Genomic DNA, 18328 nt, shown 5'->3' on the forward strand with positions numbered 1-18328 from the left:
CGTGAACGCCAACTTCGCTTCCTTCCTCTATCTTGTCTCCGGCATCCTGTTCATCCTGGCGCTGCGCGGCCTGTCGCACCCGACCACCAGCCGCCAGGGCAATCTTTACGGCATGATCGGCATGGGCATCGCCATCGCCACAACGCTGGCGCTGGCGCTGCCTTCGGCCGGCCGCTTCGGCCTGATCGTGCTCGGTCTCGCCATCGGCGGCGGCATCGGCGCCGTCACCGCGCGCCGCATCGCCATGACCTCGATGCCGCAGCTGGTCGCCGCCTTCCACAGCCTCGTCGGCTTCGCCGCCGTGATGGTGGCGGCTGCCGCCATCTACGCGCCGGAAAGTTTCGGCATCGGCACGGCGGGCGACATCCACGCCCAGGCGCTGGTCGAAATGAGCCTGGGCGTCGCCATCGGCGCCATCACCTTCACCGGCTCGGTCATCGCCTTCCTGAAGCTCGACGGACGCATGTCCGGCAAGCCGATCATGATCGGCGGCCGCCACCTCATCAACATCGCGCTCGGTATCGCGCTGGTGGTGCTGATCGTGCTGCTCGTGACCACCGAGTCCAAGCTCGTCTTCTGGCTGATCGTCGCCGCCTCGCTGGTGCTCGGCGTGCTTTTGATCATCCCGATCGGCGGCGCCGATATGCCGGTCGTGGTGTCGATGCTGAACTCCTATTCCGGCTGGGCGGCGGCGGCACTCGGGTTCACCCTCGGCAATCTGGCGCTGATCATCACCGGCGCGCTGGTCGGCTCCTCCGGCGCGATCCTGTCCTACATCATGTGCAAGGGCATGAACCGGAGCTTCATCTCGGTCATCCTCGGCGGCTTCGGCGGCGAGACGGCCGCGGTGGCCAGCGACGGCATCGAGCGCACCGTCAAGCAGGGCTCGGCCGACGACGCGGCTTACCTGATGATGAACGCGCAGAAGGTCATCATCGTGCCCGGCTATGGCATGGCGGTCGCCCAGGCGCAGCATGCGCTGCGCGAAATGGCCGACAAGCTCAAGGCCAACGGCGTCGAGGTGAAATACGCCATCCACCCGGTCGCCGGACGCATGCCCGGCCACATGAACGTGCTTCTGGCCGAGGCCAACGTGCCTTATGACGAGGTGTTCGAGCTGGAGGACATCAACTCGGAATTCGCGCAGGCCGACGTCGCCTATGTCATCGGCGCCAATGACGTCACCAACCCGTCTGCGCGCGACGACAAGTCCTCGCCGATCTACGGCATGCCGATCCTCGACGTCGACAAGGCCCGCACCTGCCTCTTCGTCAAGCGTTCGCTCGGTTCCGGCTATGCCGGCATCGACAACACGCTGTTCTACAAGGACGGCACCATGATGCTGCTCGGCGACGCCAAGAAGATGACCGAGGAAATCGTCAAGGCGATGGATCACTGAGCGTCATGGCAGGCATCAAAAAGAAAGGCCCGACAGCTGTCGGGCCTTTCTTTTTGAATCTGTAAAGGCGCGCTCAGATATCCAGATTGGCCACCGACAGCGCATTGTCCTGGATGAATTCGCGGCGTGGTTCCACCTCGTCGCCCATCAGCCGCGAGAACAGCGAGTCGGCGTCGGTCGCGTCGTTGACCTTGACCTGCAGCAGCGAACGCACATTCGGGTCCAGCGTGGTTTCCCAGAGCTGCTCGGCATTCATCTCGCCGAGGCCCTTATAGCGCTGCATTGTGAGGCCCTTGCGGCCTGAAGCGAACACTGCGTTGAGCAGCGCCAGCGGCCCCGAGAGGAGTTCCGAGGTCTCTTTCCGACGCAAGGCAGGCTGCTCGCCATAGACTTCCGCCAGGCGCGCTGCGTAGCGGTCGAGCTGGCGCGCATCGGCCGAATTGATCAACCCGGCGTCGAGCTGGACCACATCCTTCACGCCGCGCACGGTGCGCTCGAACACATAACCGCCCGAACCGTCATTGGAGGTCGACAGCCTGCCGGTCCAGCCGCGCTCGGTCTCCTCGGCGATCATGTCAAGCCGCTTCGCGACGCGCTCGGCCATGGCATTGGCGCGGCCCAGATCGGCAAGCAGGTCGGGATTGAGCGCGCCGGCGATCGCCGCCTGCTCGACGACGCTGCGGTTATAGCGCGTATGCAGCCCGTTGATTAGCTGGCGCACCGAAAGCGCGTCGTCGACCGAGGCGCGCAGGTCCTGTCCTGTCCGTACCTCGCCGGAGGCCAGCACTAGCGAGGCCTCATCCAGTCCGGACCCGATCAGATATTCCTCATAGGCGCTTTCGTCCTTGAGATATTGCGAGCTCTTGCCCCGCGTCACTTTGTAGAGCGGCGGCTGGGCGATGTAGAGATGGCCGCGCTCGATCAGCTCCGGCATCTGCCGGAAGAAGAAGGTGAGCAACAGCGTGCGGATGTGGGCGCCGTCGACGTCGGCGTCCGTCATCAGGATGATCTTGTGGTAGCGCAGCTTGTCGGCGTTGAACTCGTCCTTGCCGATCGAGGTGCCGAGCGCGGTGATCAGCGTGCCGATCATGTCCGAAGAGAGCATGCGGTCGAAGCGCGCCCGTTCGACATTGAGGATCTTGCCGCGCAGCGGCAGGATCGCCTGGTTCTGGCGCGAGCGTCCGCCCTTGGCCGAGCCGCCGGCCGAGTCGCCCTCGACGATGAAGATTTCCGACTTCGCCGGATCGCGCTCCTGGCAGTCGGCGAGCTTGCCGGGCAGCGAGGTGACGCCGAGCGAGCTCTTGCGGGTGATGTCGCGCGCCTTGCGCGCGGCCTCGCGCGCGGCCGCCGCCTGGATCACCTTCTCGACCACCACCCTGCCTTCGCTCGGATGCTCTTCCAGCCAGGTGCCCAGCGCCTCGTTGACCAGGCTTTCCACCACCGGGCGGACCTCGGACGAAACCAGCTTGTCCTTGGTCTGCGAGGAGAATTTCGGGTCCGGCACCTTGACCGATAGAACGGCGGTCAGGCCTTCGCGGCAGTCGTCGCCGGTCAGCGAGACCTTTTCCTTCTTGGTCTGGCCGGACGATTCGCCATAGCCGGTGATCTGCCTGGTCAGCGCCGCGCGGAAGCCCGCCAGATGCGTGCCGCCGTCGCGCTGCGGGATGTTGTTGGTGAAAGCCAGCACGTTCTCGTGATAGCTGTCGTTCCACCACATCGCGACTTCCACGGTGATGCCGTCGCGCTCGGCGCGAATGGCGATCGGCGTTTCGATCAGCGGCTTCTTCACCCGGTCGAGATATTTGACGAACTCTTCCAGGCCGCCGTCATAATGCAGCTCGTGGCGTACCAGGTCGGCATGACGCGCGTCGGTCAGCACGATGCGCACGCCGGAATTGAGGAAGGCGAGCTCGCGCAGCCGGTGCTCCAGCGTGCCATAGTCGAATTCGACCATGGTGAAGGTCTCGGCCGACGGGAAGAAGGTGATCTCGCTGCCGCTGCGGCCCTCATAGGTGCCGGGCTGTTTGTTCTGCTCATATGTGCCCGTCACCTTCAACGGCGCGTCGGCATTGCCATGCGTGAAGCTCATCTCGAAGATTTCGCCGTTGCGGCGGATCTTGAGCTTGAGCCATGCGGAAAGCGCGTTGACCACCGAGACGCCGACGCCGTGCAGACCGCCGGAAACCTTGTAGGAGTTCTGGTCGAATTTGCCGCCGGCATGCAGCTGCGTCATGATCACTTCCGCCGCCGAAACACCCTCTGAGGAGTGGATGTCGGTCGGAATGCCGCGGCCATTGTCGATCACGGTGACGGAACCGTCGGGGTTGAGCGTCACCGAGACGAGGTCGGCGTGGCCCGCCAGCGCCTCGTCGATGGCGTTGTCCACCACCTCATAGACCATGTGATGCAGGCCCGAGCCGTCATCGGTATCGCCGATATACATGCCTGGACGCTTGCGAACGGCATCCAACCCCTTCAAAACCTTGATGGAATCGGCGCCGTACTCGGCTTCCACGCCAATGGCGCTTTCGGTCTGGTCGCTCATGAATACCTGTCTGATTGATGTCGATGGTCCGGCACGGGAAAGTCACCCCGAATCGCGCCGTTTTGATGTCCTAGATATAGGCGCAAACGGCTGGTTTTCCAAGGTTTGCGGCCATTTTGCCGGCTTGGCGAGAAGCCTTTCATTCACCCCAGCCGACGGACCGGCAAGCCGGCTGACGCGAGCCGTATTTGGTGACGATCGCGGACCTGCTCGGCCAGATGGACGCCCGCTTCGTCGGACACTACATTCGGCTGTCAGCGGAGCATGCTTCATGGACACCAAGCCCGCCCCTTTCGTGCCGCCGGCGCCGACGCCGCGCACAATGCCGCCTTCGACGCTGGAGATGATGCGCATCGTCTACCGCAATCCGCTCGAATTGTGGGGCGAGCATACTTACAACGAGCCCTGGATCTCGGTGACCGGCATCGGCGGCCCTCTGGTCATCGCCAATGATCCCGGCCTCATCCGCCATGTGCTGATCGATAACGCCAGGAATTACAAGATGGCGACTGTGCGCCAGCTGATCCTGCGGCCGATCCTGCGCGACGGGCTGTTGACCGCCGAAGGCGAGGTCTGGAGGCGCTCGCGCAAGGCGATGGCGCCGGTGTTCACACCGCGCCACATCTTCGGCTTCGCCGGGCCGATGCTGAAGCGCACGCTGGATTTCGTCACCCGCTACGAGGCCGGCGGCATGACCGATGTCGCGCATGACATGACGCTGCTCACCTATGACATTCTGGCCGAGACGCTGTTCTCCGGCGAGATCGCCGGCGAGCCCGGCAGCTTCGCCAAGGAGATCGACCGGCTGTTCGAAACGATGGGCCGCGTCGATCCGCTCGACCTGTTGCGCGCGCCGGAATGGCTGCCGCGGCTAACCCGCATCCGCGGCCGCAAGACCATGGCCTATTTCCGCAATATCGTGGCCAACACAGTGAAGATGCGCGAGGGGCGGTTGAAGCGTGATCCCGACGGCGTGCCGCAGGATTTCCTCACGCTTCTGCTGCGCGCCGAGGGGCCGGACGGGCTGACCCGCGCCGAAGTCGAGGACAACATCATCACCTTCATCGGCGCCGGCCATGAGACGACCGCGCGGGCGCTGGGCTGGACGATCTATTGCCTCGCCGGGGCGCCCTGGGAACGCGACAAGATCGAGCAGGAGATCGACGCCGTGCTGGCGCGCGAACCCGATCCGACCAGGTGGCTGGATGCCATGCCGCTCACCCGCGCCGCTTTCGAGGAGGCGCTCAGGCTCTATCCGCCTGCGCCCTCGATCAACCGCGAGCCGATCGAACCGGAGACCTGGAACGGCTTATACATTCCGAAATACGCCGCCGTGCTAGTGATGCCCTGGGTGGTGCATCGCCACCGCAAGCTCTGGGACAGGCCGAACGCCTTCCTGCCGGAGCGTTTCCATCCCGAAAACCGCGACAGGATCGACCGCTTCCAGTACCTGCCCTTCGGCGCCGGGCCGCGCGTCTGCATCGGTGCAAGCTTCGCCATGCAGGAAGCGATCATCGCTCTGGCGATCCTGTTGTCGCGCTTCCGCTTCGACGCGACATCGCAGACCCGACCTTGGCCGGTGCAGAAACTCACCACGCAGCCGCAGGGCGGCCTGCCGATGCAGGTCTCCCGCCGGGCTTGAAGCGGCTGGTTACCGATCGGCGATCGGCCGGCGCTGCTGGAACTGGCCGGCGGCGCGGAAGCGCCAGAGATAGCTGGGCAGGATGGTGGCGATCGCCTGCGGCTGGATGCCGAGGCCGGCAAGCGTCCTGGCGGCCTTGGCGGCTTCGTCCGAGACGACATTGTGCTCGCGCAGCTGCAGCACCTGGTCCTTGGTCAGGAGCGGATTGGGTAACAGCTGCAGGATCGACGCCTGGATGTTCGCCACCCACCACGGTACCGGCACCAGCAACCGCCGGCGGTCGATGACCGCGAGCAGCTCTTCCATGCATTCCTTGAAGGTCAGCACCTGCGGGCCGCCGAGCTCGTAGATCTGGCCGCCCTTGACCTTGCCGTCGACCGAGCGCGCGATCGCTTCTGCGACGTCTCCGACATAGACCGGCTGCAGCTTATTCTGCCCGCCGCCGATCAGCGGCAGGACGGGCGACAGGCGCGCCATGCCGGCGAAGCGGTTGAAGAAGCGGTCCTCCGGTCCGAAATTGATCGACGGCCGGAATATGACGGCATCCTGAATCGTCTCGAATACTGCCCTTTCGCCCAGCGCCTTGGTGCGGGCGTAGTTGGACGGCGAATTGAGATCGGCGCCGAGCGCCGAGATCTGGGTGAGGCCGGCGCCGACCGAGCGTGCGGCCTCGGCGACGGCGCGCGCGCCGAACTCGTGCACGGCGCCAAATTTCTGGCGGCCGGTCTCATGCAGGATGGCGACCAGGTTGACGACATGGTCGGCGCCTTGCACGGCGCGGTCGACCGACCAGCGCACGCGCACATTGGCCTGCACGGGCTGAATCTGGCCGACATTGCCGAGCGGCTGCACATGGCCGGCAAGGTCGGGCCGCCGGCAGGCGACCCGGATGCGGTAGCCGCGCTTGGCCAGCGCTCGCACGACGTGGCGACCGACGAAGCCCGAGCCGCCGAAGACGACGACGAGCTTGGGGGTCTGCAGGATTTCGGTCATGACTGCCTCCGCGCGCAAATGCTTGGCTGAAGCCGTTTCTTAATCCGTTTCTCGCCAAAGGCAAAGAGCGACCGGAAGTCGCCGTCGGCTTGTTTTTGAACTTGCCAGGAATGCCTGCCCCGCCGCATTTGGGAGAACAGAAAACCCCGCCGAAGCGGGGTTTTCCGGGCAGTGTCCACACCGAAGCAGAGTCCAACGAGACGGCCTGACCTGAGACGGCATCAAGGTGGCGTGAAGCAAGCACGCCCGCCCCGCCCTGAACGCCCGGCGTGGCGCCGCCAGCCGCGAGCCGGACGAAGCCAATCGGGCGGCTCGCGGCGTGGGGTGCCGGACATGGGTCGTGCAGCGTCTAAAAAGGTTCAATCGCGGAGGGAAAAATCAGGCCGAATAACGCTCGGCGAATTCCGAAATGCGCTGCACCACTGCCCTCGACGTGGTGATGCCGCGCGCCTTTGCCTTCTCGGCGGCGTCAGCGCGCGAGCGACCGGGGATGTGCACGCCATAGCGCCGCCGCAACCGCTCGAGCTGGTCCTTCATGCGCCGCTCGAAATTCGGGTCGAGCAGCTTTGGCTCGATGGCCAGAACGAAAAGGCCGGTGCCGGGGCTCTCCGCCCCATCGGTGAACCAGGGCGCGTCGAGCGACCAGTTGGCGCCGGAAATGCCCGCGGCCAGCACCTCGACCATTAAAGCGATGTTGGCGCCGCGCTGGCCGCCAAAGGCAAGCATGGCGCCCTTCATCGCCGCCGCCGGATCGGTGGTCGGGTTGCCGCTGGCATCCAGCGCCCAGCCTTCGGGGATCTTCTTGCCGTCCTCGGCCGCCTTGCGGATGTTGACGAAGGCGGTCGCGCTCGACGACTGGTCGATGATCAGCGGCGGCCCGTCGGCGGCGGGCGACGCAAAGGACATCGGATTGGTGCAATAGACCGGCTTGACCGAGCCCGAGCCGGCAAGCACCGCCGGTCCGTTGGTGGCGGCGAAGGAAACCAGCCCCTGGTCGGCCAGCCGACCGGTGAAATAGCCGAGCGCGCCGCATGTGTAGGCGTTCTTCTGCGAGAAGATCGAGACGCCGAACAGTTTTGCCGCCTTGACCAGGTCGTCGATTGTGCGGTCGAAGCCGATATGGGCAAGTCCGCCGCGCGCATCCGAAAGATAGACGGCGAGCGCCGGCCGCGTGATCGCCGGATCGGCGTTGCCGTCGATGCGGCCGGCTTCGAGCGCTTCCAGATAGTCGATGAAATGCGACAGCCCCACCGTCGACAGGCCTTCGGCCTCCGCGGCGATGATCGAGGCCGTCAGCGATTGCGCCGCCTCTTCATTGGCGCCGGCGCCGAGCGCCGCCATCCGGCATAGGCCTGTTGCCTGGGCGAGGGTGAGTTGCATCAGTGTTGCCCCTGCAGCGAGTAGCGAATAGGGAATAGCGAGTAGGGGGAAATAAAGAAACTACTCGCTATTCGCTACTCTCTATTCGCTATCCGATCTTGACCGGAATCCGTGCCTCGATCCGGCTGAAGACGAAGACCAGGATACCGGTGATCGTCATATAGATCAGCGCCAGCAGCAGCAAAGGCTCGTAGGTCAGATAGGTGTCCTGGCGCACCTTGGAGGAGACGGCGAAGATATCGATGACGCTGATCGTCGCCACCAGCGGGGTCGATTTCAACTGCAGCACGGTCTCGCCGGTCAGCGTCGGCAGCGCACGGTAGAAGGCCTGCGGCAGCCAGATGCGCCGGAAGATTTTCCAGCGGCTCATGCCGAACGCGCGGGCGGCCTCCAACTGTCCGCGCGGCACGCCGGCGAATGCGCCGCGCATCACTTCACCCTCGTAGCCGGCGAAGGAGAAGGTCAGCGCCACCACGCCATAGGGCCAGGCCTGCCTGAGATACGGCCAAAGCCACGATTCGCGGATCCATGGATATTGCGGAAAGATCGAGCCGAGGCCGTAATAGAGCAGCCAGAGCTGCAGGAGCAGCGGCGTTCCCCGGATGATGGTGCAGAAGACCTTCGCCGGTGCCGAGAACCAGATCGGTCCGCCTGCCTGGGCGAGCCCGAGCGGCACGGCCAGCGCAAAGCCCAGCGCGCAGGTGACGGCGAGGATCCAAAGCGTCCGCCAGATGCCTATCAGGCCCATTTCCCAATATTGCGGCAGCCAGTCCCAGCGCATGAAGACGGCGGCGCACAGAACCAGCGCCAGCCCGATCAGGATCAGCACGATGCGGTGCGGCTTGAGCCAGATCGAGGCGCGCGCCGCCATGTGGATCGCGGAGGCTTCGGCGGACATCAGCGCGCCTCCCTGACGGAGGGCATGCCGCGCCGCGACCAGGCCTCGACGCGGCCGATGATCAGGTTGGAGAACAGCGAGAGCGCGAGATAGAGCGCGCCGGCCGCAAGGTAGAAAAGCAGGTAGGCCTTGGTCACGCCGGCCGCCTGGCGCGTCGCCAGCGTCAGTTCGAAGAAGCCGACGACGGCAAGCAGCGCGGTGTCCTTGGTGGCGATGAGCCACAGATTCGCCAGGCCGGGGAGGGCGAAGGGCAGCATGGCCGGCACAGTGATGCGTCGCAGCATCAGGCCCGGCGACATGCCGTAGGCGCGGGCGGCCTCGATCTGGCCTTGCGGGATGGCGAGGATGGCTCCGCGGATGACTTCGGTCGAATAGGCGCCCTGGACGAAACCCAGCACGAAAATGCCGGCCGCGAGCCCGCTGATGTCGACACGGCTGTAGCCGATCGCAGTCAGCACCTGGTTGATGAGGTCGGTGCCGGCGTAATAAAGCAGCAGGATCAGCACCAGTTCCGGCACGGCGCGCACGACAGTCGTGTAGACCGCGAGCAGATCGCGCGTCACCGGGCCGCCATAGAGCTTGCCGAACGCGCCCGCGGTGCCGATCATGAGGCCGAGGCACGTCGCGCCTATAGCGATCTCGATCGAATGCAGCAGGCCGACCAGCAGCGTGCCGCCCCAGCCGGGCGCCACGGGCGACAGGAGTTCGATGATGCCGGCCGCGGAGGCCGGAAGAAAGGCGTCGATCAGCTTCGTCCCCGGATTGCTGGCGAGCCGCCGACGGTCAGGTCAGCGGCGGGCACGCGTGGCAAGATCGGGCATGGCGCGGACGCCATGCCCTCACTCATTTCGAGAGGGCTCAGTTCGACTGCGTGGCGCCGCCATAGATGTCGAAATCGAAATATTTCTTCGAGATCTCGTCATACTTGCCGTTGGCGCGGATTGCCTTGATGCCGGCGTTGAACTTTTCCTTGAGCGCAGTGTCTTCCTTGCGGATACCGGCGCCGACACCCGGGCCAAGCACTTCGTCGTCGGGCGCCACCATGCCCTTCAGGTCGCAGCAGGCCTTGCCCTGGTCCGACTTCAGGAATTCGCCGAGCGCGATCGAGTCGGCCTGCACCGCGTCGATTCGGCCAGCGGCCAGATCCTGGTTAGCTTCATCCTGGGTCTGGTATTCCTTGATTTCCTGCGCGCCGGTGAAATGCTTCTTCGCGTACACGGCATGCACGGTCGAGACCTGGACGCCGATCACCTTGCCCTTGAGATCGTCCGGCGTGGCGCCGAACTTCTGGTCCTTCGGCCCAATGATCGCGGTCGGGGTGTTGTAGTACTTGTCCGAGAAGTCGATCGTCTTCTTGCGTTCGTCGGTGATCGACATGGAAGAGACGATGGCGTCGATCTTCTTGGTCGTCAGAGCCGGGATGATGCCGTCCCAGGCCACCGGTGTGATCACGCAGTCAAGTTTCTCTTCGGCGCAGACGGCGTTGACGAAGTCGATCTCCCAGCCCACCCATTTGCCGCTGGCGTCGGGCGAGGTGAAGGGCGGGTAGGGTTCGGCGGCGACGCCGATCTTGACCTGCTCGGCCTTGGCCACTCCGCCCATCGCCGCGACGCCGAGAAGCAGCGCGGCGGCAAATGTCTTGAGAACAGTCTTCATGTCAGGACTCCCAGTTTGTTGTTGTTCCCGGTTTTTCGCTCCGCTTGATGCCGGCACCTAGCCGACATTGCGGAGGAATTGCTTGAGCCTTTCGGATTTGGGCGCGCCGAACAGCTGTTCCGGCGGACCTTCTTCCTCGACCAGCCCGTTGTAGAGGTAGACGACATGCGTCGCGACCTCGCGGGCGAACTTCATTTCATGCGTCACCAGCACCATGGTGCGCCCCTCGCGCGCCAGGTCGCCGATGACTTTCAGCACCTCGCCGACCAGCTCGGGATCAAGCGCGGAAGTCGGTTCGTCGAACAGCATGACGCGCGGATTGATCGCCAGCGCGCGGGCGATCGCGGCCCGCTGCTGCTGGCCGCCGGACAGGAAAGCCGGATAGACGTCGCGCTTCTCCGCCAGCCCGACGCGGGCGAGCAGCTTCTCAGCCTGGGCGATCGCTTCGCCGCGCTTGACGCCAAGCACATGCACCGGAACTTCGATGACATTCTCGATCAGCGTCATGTGGCTCCACAGGTTGAAATTCTGGAACACCATGCCGAGCCTCGAGCGAATGCGCTCGATCTGCCTGCGGTCGGCCGGAACGGTGTGTCCATGGCTGTCGGCCTTGAGCTTGATCTCCTCGCCATTGACCCGGATGATGCCGCTTGTGGGGTTCTCCAGGCAGTTAATGCAGCGTAAGAGCGTCGACTTGCCGGAACCGGAGCCGCCGATGATGGCGACCACCTCGCCGTCGCGCGCCGACAGCGAAACCCCCTTCAGCACGTGCAACTGGCCGAATTTCTTGTGCAGGTTTTCGACATGGATGGCTTCGGCGGCGCCGTTCTGCGCCTCACCGGATTGGACTGCGGCAGCTGCTGCAGCGCTCACCGGGTGACCTCTATCTGGCCGACGGCAGGTCGTCGAACGTCTATCCGGCTAATCAACATACGCTGCACTGACCCGCTCCAGGCTTCAGCATGGACCCGACAGCGCGAGCCCGTCAATCCCGCTCATTACGGCACTTGCGGCCTTGTTGCGCAAGTGTATAAATAGCCTTTCATGAAATTTTCACGATTTTTTTCATCTTAAAAGGGCATCGATGAGCGCTTTCGGGTCACAGTCCATGGCGGCGCCGCTGCGGCGCGTGCTGATGCGGTCGGCAGCCAACGCCATGCGCGACGCCGACAGGGCGGCTTGGCACTATGGCCCGGGATTCAACCCGGCGAAAGCAGCCGTGCAGCATGCGGCCCTTGCCGACATGGTGGCGGCTTCCGGCGCCGAGATCGAATGGATCGAGGACACGACCGACGGCCTTTCGGATTCGGTGTTCACGCATGACCCGTCGCTGATGACCGACCGCGGCGCGCTGATCCTGTCCATGGGCAAGCCACTGCGCGCCCTGGAGCCCTCGCTGCATGAGGAAACCTATAAGAGACTGGGCATTCCCGTCCTCGGTCGTGTCGAGGCGCCTGGTCAGGTCGAAGGCGGCGACTGCGTATGGGTGGATGCCCGCACGCTGGCGATCGGGCGTGGTGTGCGCTCCAACCAGGAAGGCATCCAGCAGGTTTCCAACCTGCTGACGCCGCTGGGCATTTCCGTCTACGGCTTCGATTTGCCGCTGTGGCAGGGCGAAGAGGCGTGCCTGCATCTGATGTCGGTGATCAGCCCGCTGGCCGACGACCTGGCCCTGGTCCATTCGCCGCTTCTGCCGGCCGCGTTCTATCAGATGCTGAAGGCGCGCGGCATCCGGCTGGTCGAAGGCGACGCCGAAGAGTTCGCCGCTTCCAACGGCCTCAGCCTGAACGTGCTGCCGACCAGCCCGCACAAGGTCATCGCCGTTGCTGGTTTTCCCAAGACCAAGGCCGCGATGGAAGCCGCCGGCTGCACGGTCGAGACATTCGAGGCGGATGCGCTCTGCATCGCCTGTGAAGGCGGGCCGACATGCCTGACGCGGCCGATCCTGCGCCAATGAATGCGCGCCGCAAGTTCCGCCGCGAGGGCGAGGAGCGGCGGCGGCAGGATCTGATCGATGCGACGCTGGACAGCGTGGCGGAATATGGACTTCAGGGCGCCACCTTGCGCACCATCGCCTTGCGCGCCGGCGTCACCGCCGGGCTGATCCGGCACTATTTCCCCGGCAAGGAAGAATTGCTGCAGGAAGCCTATACGGCGCTGGTCGGCCGCATGACCGAGCAGGCGAAGGCGGCATTGGTCATGGAAGACGCCTCGCCTCGCCAACGCCTCGCGGCTTTCGTCACCGCCAACCTCAACGCGCCGATCGTCGACCGGCGGGTGTTTTCGCTCTGGGCAACCTTTCTTGGCCGCGCCAATGCGGATCCGGCGCTCGCCCGTGCCCATCGCGAAGGCTATCTCGGCTTTCGCGACGAGGTGGAAGCAGTCGTTGCCGAGGTGCTCGCCGCCGAGCGTCGCAAGCCGGAGGCAGGCGAGCTGCGTCGCCATGCCATCGCGATCAACGCGATCATCGACGGGCTCTGGATCGAAGGCTGCCTGGCAGCAGAGATGTTCTCGCCTGGCGAATTGGCGGCGATAGGCGTCAAAGCCATAGAGGCCGAGCTCGGCTTGGCGCCGGGAAAGGGAGGAAACCAATGACCACCATCGGCGAAGCGCTGATCAAATTGCTCGAGGCGCATGGCGTCGACACCGTCTTCGGCATTCCGGGCGTGCATACGGTCGAGCTCTATCGCGGCCTGGCGGGCTCGAAGATCCGCCATGTCACGCCGCGCCACGAGCAGGGCGCCGGCTTCATGGCCGACGGTTATGCGCGCGCCGGCGACCGGCCCGGCGTCGCCTTCGTCATCACCGGGCCGGGCCTCACCAACACCATCACCGCCATGGGACAGGCGCGCGCCGATTCGGTGCCGATGCTGGTCATTTCCGGCGTTAACGCCACCGACACGCTGGGAAAAGGGCTGGGCTTCCTGCATGAGCTGCCCGACCAGCGCGGCATGATGGAGAAGGTGGCGCTGTTTTCCGAGCGCATCACCGAGGCCGGGCAGTTGCCTGGCGCGCTCGCCCGCGCCTTCGCCGTTTTCTCCTCCTCACGCCCGGGGCCGGTCCATATCGAGATCCCCACCGACGTCATGGTCAAGCCCGCCGATGGTGTTGCGGCCGTCCTTAGCAATGCCGCGCCGCCCGCTCCGGAGTTGGCGGCGATCGCCGAGGCGGCACGGCTTTGCAGGGCCGCACGCCGTCCGCTGATTCTTTCAGGCGGCGGCGCCAAGAAGGCCGATGCGGCGCTGCGGCGTCTGGCCGAGATGCTCGGCGCCCCCGTGGCCGAGACCGCCAATGCGCGTGGCCTGCTGCACGGCCATCCGCTGTGCGTGCCGGCCAGCCCCAGCCTCAAGGCCGTGCGTGCGTTGATGGCGGGCGCCGATCTGGTGATTGCCGCCGGCACCGAATTCGGCCCGACCGACTATGACGGTTATGGCGACGGCGGCTTCGTGCTGCCGCCGAGCCTGATCCGCATCGATATCGGCGCCGACCAGATCGCGCGCCGGCCGGTGACGGTTGGCATCCACGCGGATTGCGTGGAAGCGATCGAGGCGCTGCTTGCAGCGATCGGATCTGGCCATGCCGCGGCAAGCGATGGCGAGGCTCGTGCGGCCGCCGCGCGCGAGGCTGCTCGGGCCGAGCTGAAGCCCGAATATCTGGCGCAGGTGCGCGCCGTGGAGGCGATCCGCGACGCGCTGCCGGGCGCCATCATCGTCGGCGATTCGACCCAGCCGATCTATGCCGCCAACCTCTATTACGACCACGACCGTCCCGGCGGCTGGTTCAACGCCGCGACCGGCTTCGGCGCGTTGGGCTACGGCCCGCCGGCGGCGATCGGCGCAGCACTTGCGGTGCCGGAGGCGCCGGTGGTATGCCTCACCGGCGATGGCGGCTTCCAGTTCACCTTGCCGGAGATCGGCGCCGCGCTCGACGCCGAAGCGCCGGTAATCTTCGTCGTCTGGAACAATCGCGGCTATCGCGAGATCGAAACCTCGATGCTCGATGTCGGCGTCGAGCCGGTCGGCGTGTCGCCGGCGCCGCCCGATTTCTGCAAGCTCGCCGAGGCCTATGGCATCGAGGCCGAGCGGCTGGCCGGGGCCGGCGGCCTTGCCTTGGCGCTGAAGCGCGCGCGGGCGGCCGGCAAGCCGCGCGTCATTGAAATCACCGTCGACTGAAAGATTGGTGCCTCTGCCCGGCTGACCCCTTCCGGCGCCGGCAAATCGATGCCGGCCGCCACGGTCCGACGCATGCAAAGACGCTGCGCCAGCCATGTCGATATTTCAATTGAGTGACAGCGCGAAAGGCGCGACGTTCGAGCCTGGGGCGGCATAACCCAAGATATAATCATAAAAAAATGACAGGAGCGGTCTAGGTATGACGGAAACGCTGAATGGCAGGCATGTCGTGGTGACGGGCGGCACTGGGGCGCTCGGCGGCGCGGTTGTCGGCAGACTGCTGGAGCAGGGCGCGATCTGCCACGTGCCAAATGCCCACGCGGCGGCCCCGCCGCATTTTCCTTATGCAGCCCATGCCAGCGTGCATCTGGCGCATAATGTCGACCTGTCGGATTCGGCCAAGGTCGAGGCCTTCTACCATCAGGTTCCCGAGCTCTGGGCCTCGATCCACCTTGCCGGCGGCTTCACCATGGCGCCGGTCGAAAAGATCGAGTCGGCCTCCTTCGCCGAGATGATGGACACCAACGCCCGCACGGCTTTCCTGTGCAGCCGCGCCGCGGTGCGCTCGATGCTGGAGTCCAACACGGCCGGCCGCATCGTCAACGTCACCGCGCGCGCCGGACTCGATCCGAGGCGCGGCTCCGGCATGGTTGCCTATGCCGCAAGCAAGGCGGCGGTCGCTGCGATGACGGTGGCCATGGCCGAGGAGTTGAAGGGCAAGGGCATCCTCGTCAACGCCGTGGCGCCCTCGACGCTCGACACGCCCGCCAACCGCGCCGACATGCCCGATGCCGATTTCGCCAAATGGGTCAGCCTGGAGGCCGCGGCGGAAGCGATCGCCTACCTCGCCTCGCCCGCCAACCTGGCGATGAGCGGTACGCTGGTGCCGCTCTACGGCCGCGCCTGACCGCATAGAAATCCCGACAATAGAAAAACCCCGCCGGATCGCTCCGGCGGGGTTTTTGTTGTCGCCAAAGGGCTTACGCAATTCCGACGGAAAGCCGCAAACGGCTTTCCCGGAAGGCTTTAGTTGCCCTGCTTCTTCAGCGCGGCGCCCAGAATGTCGCCCAGCGAAGCGCCGGAGTCGGTCGAGCCGTACTGAGCGACCGCTTCCTTCTCCTCGGCGATTTCCAGCGCCTTGATCGAGACCTGCAGCTTGCGGGTCTTCTTGTCGAAGGCGATGACGCGGGCATCGACCTTCTGGCCGACGGTGAAGCGCTCGGGCCGCTGCTCGTCGCGGTCGCGCGAAAGGTCCGAACGCTTAATGAAGGTCTCGATGCCGCTGTCGACCAGCCGCACGTCCAGACCGCCATCCTTCACGCCGATGACCTCGCAGGTGACGACGGCGTTCTTGCGCAGCTCGCCACTGCTGGCCGCTTCGCCGACCGTGTCGCGGGCCAGCTGCTTGATGCCGAGCGAGATGCGCTCCTTCTCGATGTCGACGTCGAGCACCTGCGCCTTGACCATGTCGCCGCGATTGTACTCTTCGATGACCTGCTCGCCCGGACGGGTCCAGTCGAGGTCGGAGAGATGCACCATGCCGTCCACGTCGCCTTCCAGGCCGATGAACAGGCCGAACTCGGTCTTGTTCTTGACCTCGCCCTCGACCTGGCTGCCGACCGGATGGCTCGAAGCGAAAGCCTGCCACGGATTCTCCAGTGTCTGCTTGAGGCCGAGCGAGATGCGGCGCTTGGCCGGATCGACCTCGAGCACCACCACGTCGACTTCCTGCGTCGTCGACAGGATCTTGCCGGGATGCACGTTCTTTTTCGTCCACGACATTTCCGAAACGTGGATGAGGCCCTCGATGCCCGGCTCCAGCTCGACGAATGCGCCGTAGTCGGTGATGTTGGTGACGGTGCCCTTGATCTTCTTGCCGATCGGGAACTTGGTGCCGATATCCGACCACGGATCCGACTCGAGCTGCTTCATGCCGAGCGAGATGCGGTGGGTTTCCTGGTTGATGCGGATGATCTGCACCTTGACCGTCTGGCCGATGTTGAGGATCTCGGTCGGATGGTTGACACGGCGCCATGCCATGTCGGTGACATGCAGCAGGCCGTCGATGCCGCCGAGGTCGACGAACGCACCGTAGTCGGTGATGTTCTTGACCACGCCTTCGACCACCTGGCCTTCCTCGAGGTTCTGCACGATTTCCGAACGCTGTTCGGCGCGGCTCTCTTCGAGCACGGTGCGGCGCGACACCACTATGTTGCCGCGGCGGCGATCCATCTTGAGGATCTCGAAGGGCTGCGGATTGTGCATCAGCGGGGTGACGTCGCGGATCGGGCGGATATCGACCTGGCTGCGCGGCAGGAACGCCACGGCGCCGTCGAGATCGACGGTGAAGCCGCCCTTGACCTGGTTGAAGATGACGCCTTCGACGCGCTCACCCTTGGTGAACTTCTCTTCGAGACGCACCCAGCTCTCCTCGCGGCGAGCCTTCTCGCGCGACAGCATGGCTTCGCCAAGCGCGTTTTCGATGCGCTCGACATAGACCTCGACGGTGTCGCCGACCTTGAGGGAGGATTCCTTGCCCTTGGCGCCGAATTCCTTCAGCGGCACACGGCCTTCGACCTTGAGGCCGACATCGATGATGGCCATGTCCTTTTCGATCGCGGTGATCGTGCCCCGGACAACCTGGCCCTCGCCGGAATGGCCGGCGGTGAATGATTCTTCGAGCATGCTCGCGAAATCGTCGCGAGACGGATTAGCTACTGACATTGTTTCTCCTGGAATACCCCGGTCTTCAAGCGGGGCGGGCGCCGTGGGTTAGCGTTGCGTGGGCCTGCCGGCGTTCCGGGCTGAAAGCCCTTGGCCGCTGTTCAGGCGGCAAGTCCGGCGCATGAAGAATGCTGGCAGGCTGGTTCGTGCCCGATATGGGTATTTTCGCCGCCAACGGCAATCGAAAAACCTGATCAGGCCTTGTTTCTCTTGGCAAGGACGTCGTCAACGATCGCCATCGCCGCCAGAAACGCGGCTTCTATAGCCATTTCGCTGGTATCAAGCAAGTGCGCGTCTGCCGCCGGCTTCAGCGGCGAGTCGGCGCGGCCCATGTCGCGCTCGTCGCGGCGCTCGATATCGGCAAGGATGGTGGCGAAATCGGCGCTGCCGCCCATGCTCTCGATCTCGGCCAGCCGGCGCCTGGCGCGCACTTCGGCGCTTGCCGTGACATAGAGCTTGATGTCGGCATCGGGGCACACCACCGTGCCGATGTCGCGGCCGTCGAGCACGGCACCCGGCGGCGCCTTGGCGAAGACCCGCTGCTTCTCCACCAGAATGCGCCGCACGGTCGGAATGACCGCGACCTTGGAGGCCGCCTCGCCCACCGCATGCGCGGCCAACACGGTGCGGTCGAGGTTGGAGAGGTCGACCTGCCGCGCCGCGGTTTCCGCCGCCGAGACATTGTCGAGCGGCAGGCCGAGTTCGAGCAGCTTGTGGGCCACCGCGCGGTAGGTGAGGCCGGTATCGAGCAGGTTCAGCCGGTAATGGTCGGAAAGCCGGCGCGCGAGTGTGCCCTTGCCGGCACCGGCAGGCCCGTCGATGGCGATGGTGAAGGGGGTGCTCATTGGACGGGCACAGCGATCGGAAGACGCGCTGAATAAGACGGACGCCGCGATCCTTCGCGCCCCTCTCTGTCCTG

The 18328-nt window shown here is 65.1% G+C and carries 15 protein-coding genes; 6 read left to right on the forward strand and 9 right to left on the reverse strand.

Going from position 1 to position 18328, the window contains the following annotated elements; translation table 11 throughout:
• Position 1 precedes the first annotated feature (1 nt).
• Positions 2–1399: an NAD(P)(+) transhydrogenase (Re/Si-specific) subunit beta gene (locus LB538_RS08665; protein ID WP_095769372.1), complete on the forward strand. Its 1398-nt coding sequence runs from the start codon at positions 2–4 to the stop codon at positions 1397–1399.
• Between the two features lie 73 nt (positions 1400–1472).
• Here LB538_RS08665 and gyrB read toward each other — a convergent pair whose 3' ends face one another.
• The gene (gene gyrB, locus LB538_RS08670; protein WP_095769371.1) at positions 1473–3944 is read right to left on the reverse strand and encodes a DNA topoisomerase (ATP-hydrolyzing) subunit B; all 2472 of its coding nucleotides are present in this window, start codon (positions 3942–3944) and stop codon (positions 1473–1475) included.
• A 271-nt stretch (positions 3945–4215) separates the two neighbouring features.
• On the opposite strand from gyrB, the gene LB538_RS08675 reads away from it, so the two are divergent.
• On the forward strand, positions 4216–5586 hold the full coding sequence (locus tag LB538_RS08675) for a cytochrome P450 (protein WP_224531543.1): 1371 nt from the start codon (positions 4216–4218) through the stop codon (positions 5584–5586).
• Between the two features lie 9 nt (positions 5587–5595).
• Here LB538_RS08675 and LB538_RS08680 read toward each other — a convergent pair whose 3' ends face one another.
• From LB538_RS08680 to LB538_RS08705, 6 genes are all read right to left on the reverse strand, one after another.
• Positions 5596–6579, reverse strand: a complete 984-nt coding sequence (locus LB538_RS08680) for a complex I NDUFA9 subunit family protein (protein WP_140844809.1) — start codon at positions 6577–6579, stop codon at positions 5596–5598.
• 378 nt (positions 6580–6957) lie between these two features.
• Positions 6958–7959, reverse strand: coding sequence for an Ldh family oxidoreductase (locus LB538_RS08685; protein ID WP_224531539.1), 1002 nt, complete (start codon positions 7957–7959; stop codon positions 6958–6960).
• Positions 7960–8047: 88 nt separating this feature from the next.
• The gene (locus tag LB538_RS08690) at positions 8048–8857 is read right to left on the reverse strand and encodes an ABC transporter permease (protein WP_224531536.1); all 810 of its coding nucleotides are present in this window, start codon (positions 8855–8857) and stop codon (positions 8048–8050) included.
• Complete coding sequence (locus LB538_RS08695; protein ID WP_411909005.1) at positions 8857–9570, reverse strand: ABC transporter permease; 714 nt, start codon at positions 9568–9570, stop codon at positions 8857–8859. The genes LB538_RS08690 and LB538_RS08695 overlap by 1 nt, the downstream gene beginning before the upstream one ends.
• 145 nt (positions 9571–9715) lie before the next feature.
• Positions 9716–10513: a transporter substrate-binding domain-containing protein gene (locus LB538_RS08700; protein ID WP_095769365.1), complete on the reverse strand. Its 798-nt coding sequence runs from the start codon at positions 10511–10513 to the stop codon at positions 9716–9718.
• 57 nt (positions 10514–10570) lie between these two features.
• Positions 10571–11386 (reverse strand): ABC transporter ATP-binding protein, encoded by an 816-nt coding sequence (locus LB538_RS08705; protein WP_318011852.1) that lies wholly within the window; start codon positions 11384–11386, stop codon positions 10571–10573.
• Between the two features lie 211 nt (positions 11387–11597).
• On the opposite strand from LB538_RS08705, the gene LB538_RS08710 reads away from it, so the two are divergent.
• The 4 genes from LB538_RS08710 (at position 11598) to LB538_RS08725 (ending at position 15592) form a co-directional block, all read left to right on the forward strand.
• A complete protein-coding gene (locus tag LB538_RS08710) occupies positions 11598–12470 on the forward strand; it encodes a dimethylarginine dimethylaminohydrolase family protein (RefSeq protein ID WP_224531533.1) in 873 nt (290 codons plus the stop codon).
• Entirely contained in the window at positions 12440–13108 is a 669-nt protein-coding gene (locus LB538_RS08715; RefSeq protein ID WP_224531530.1) for a TetR family transcriptional regulator C-terminal domain-containing protein, read from the forward strand. Before LB538_RS08710 ends, LB538_RS08715 begins: the two co-directional genes overlap by 31 nt.
• Positions 13105–14685, forward strand: a complete 1581-nt coding sequence (locus LB538_RS08720) for a 5-guanidino-2-oxopentanoate decarboxylase (protein WP_224531513.1) — start codon at positions 13105–13107, stop codon at positions 14683–14685. The genes LB538_RS08715 and LB538_RS08720 overlap by 4 nt, the downstream gene beginning before the upstream one ends.
• Positions 14686–14884: 199 nt before the next feature.
• Positions 14885–15592: an SDR family NAD(P)-dependent oxidoreductase gene (locus LB538_RS08725; protein WP_224531510.1), complete on the forward strand. Its 708-nt coding sequence runs from the start codon at positions 14885–14887 to the stop codon at positions 15590–15592.
• Between the two features lie 119 nt (positions 15593–15711).
• Here the strand turns inward: LB538_RS08725 and rpsA are convergent, their stop codons facing one another.
• A complete protein-coding gene (rpsA, locus tag LB538_RS08730; RefSeq protein WP_095769359.1) occupies positions 15712–17409 on the reverse strand; it encodes a 30S ribosomal protein S1 in 1698 nt (565 codons plus the stop codon).
• 194 nt (positions 17410–17603) lie between these two features.
• Positions 17604–18254, reverse strand: a complete 651-nt coding sequence (gene cmk / locus LB538_RS08735; RefSeq protein ID WP_140845572.1) for a (d)CMP kinase — start codon at positions 18252–18254, stop codon at positions 17604–17606.
• Positions 18255–18328: the final 74 nt, after the last annotated feature.

Source organism: Mesorhizobium sp. Ca11 (assembly GCF_020165275.1).
In the GTDB taxonomy this organism is placed as follows: Bacteria; Pseudomonadota; Alphaproteobacteria; order Rhizobiales; family Rhizobiaceae; genus Mesorhizobium.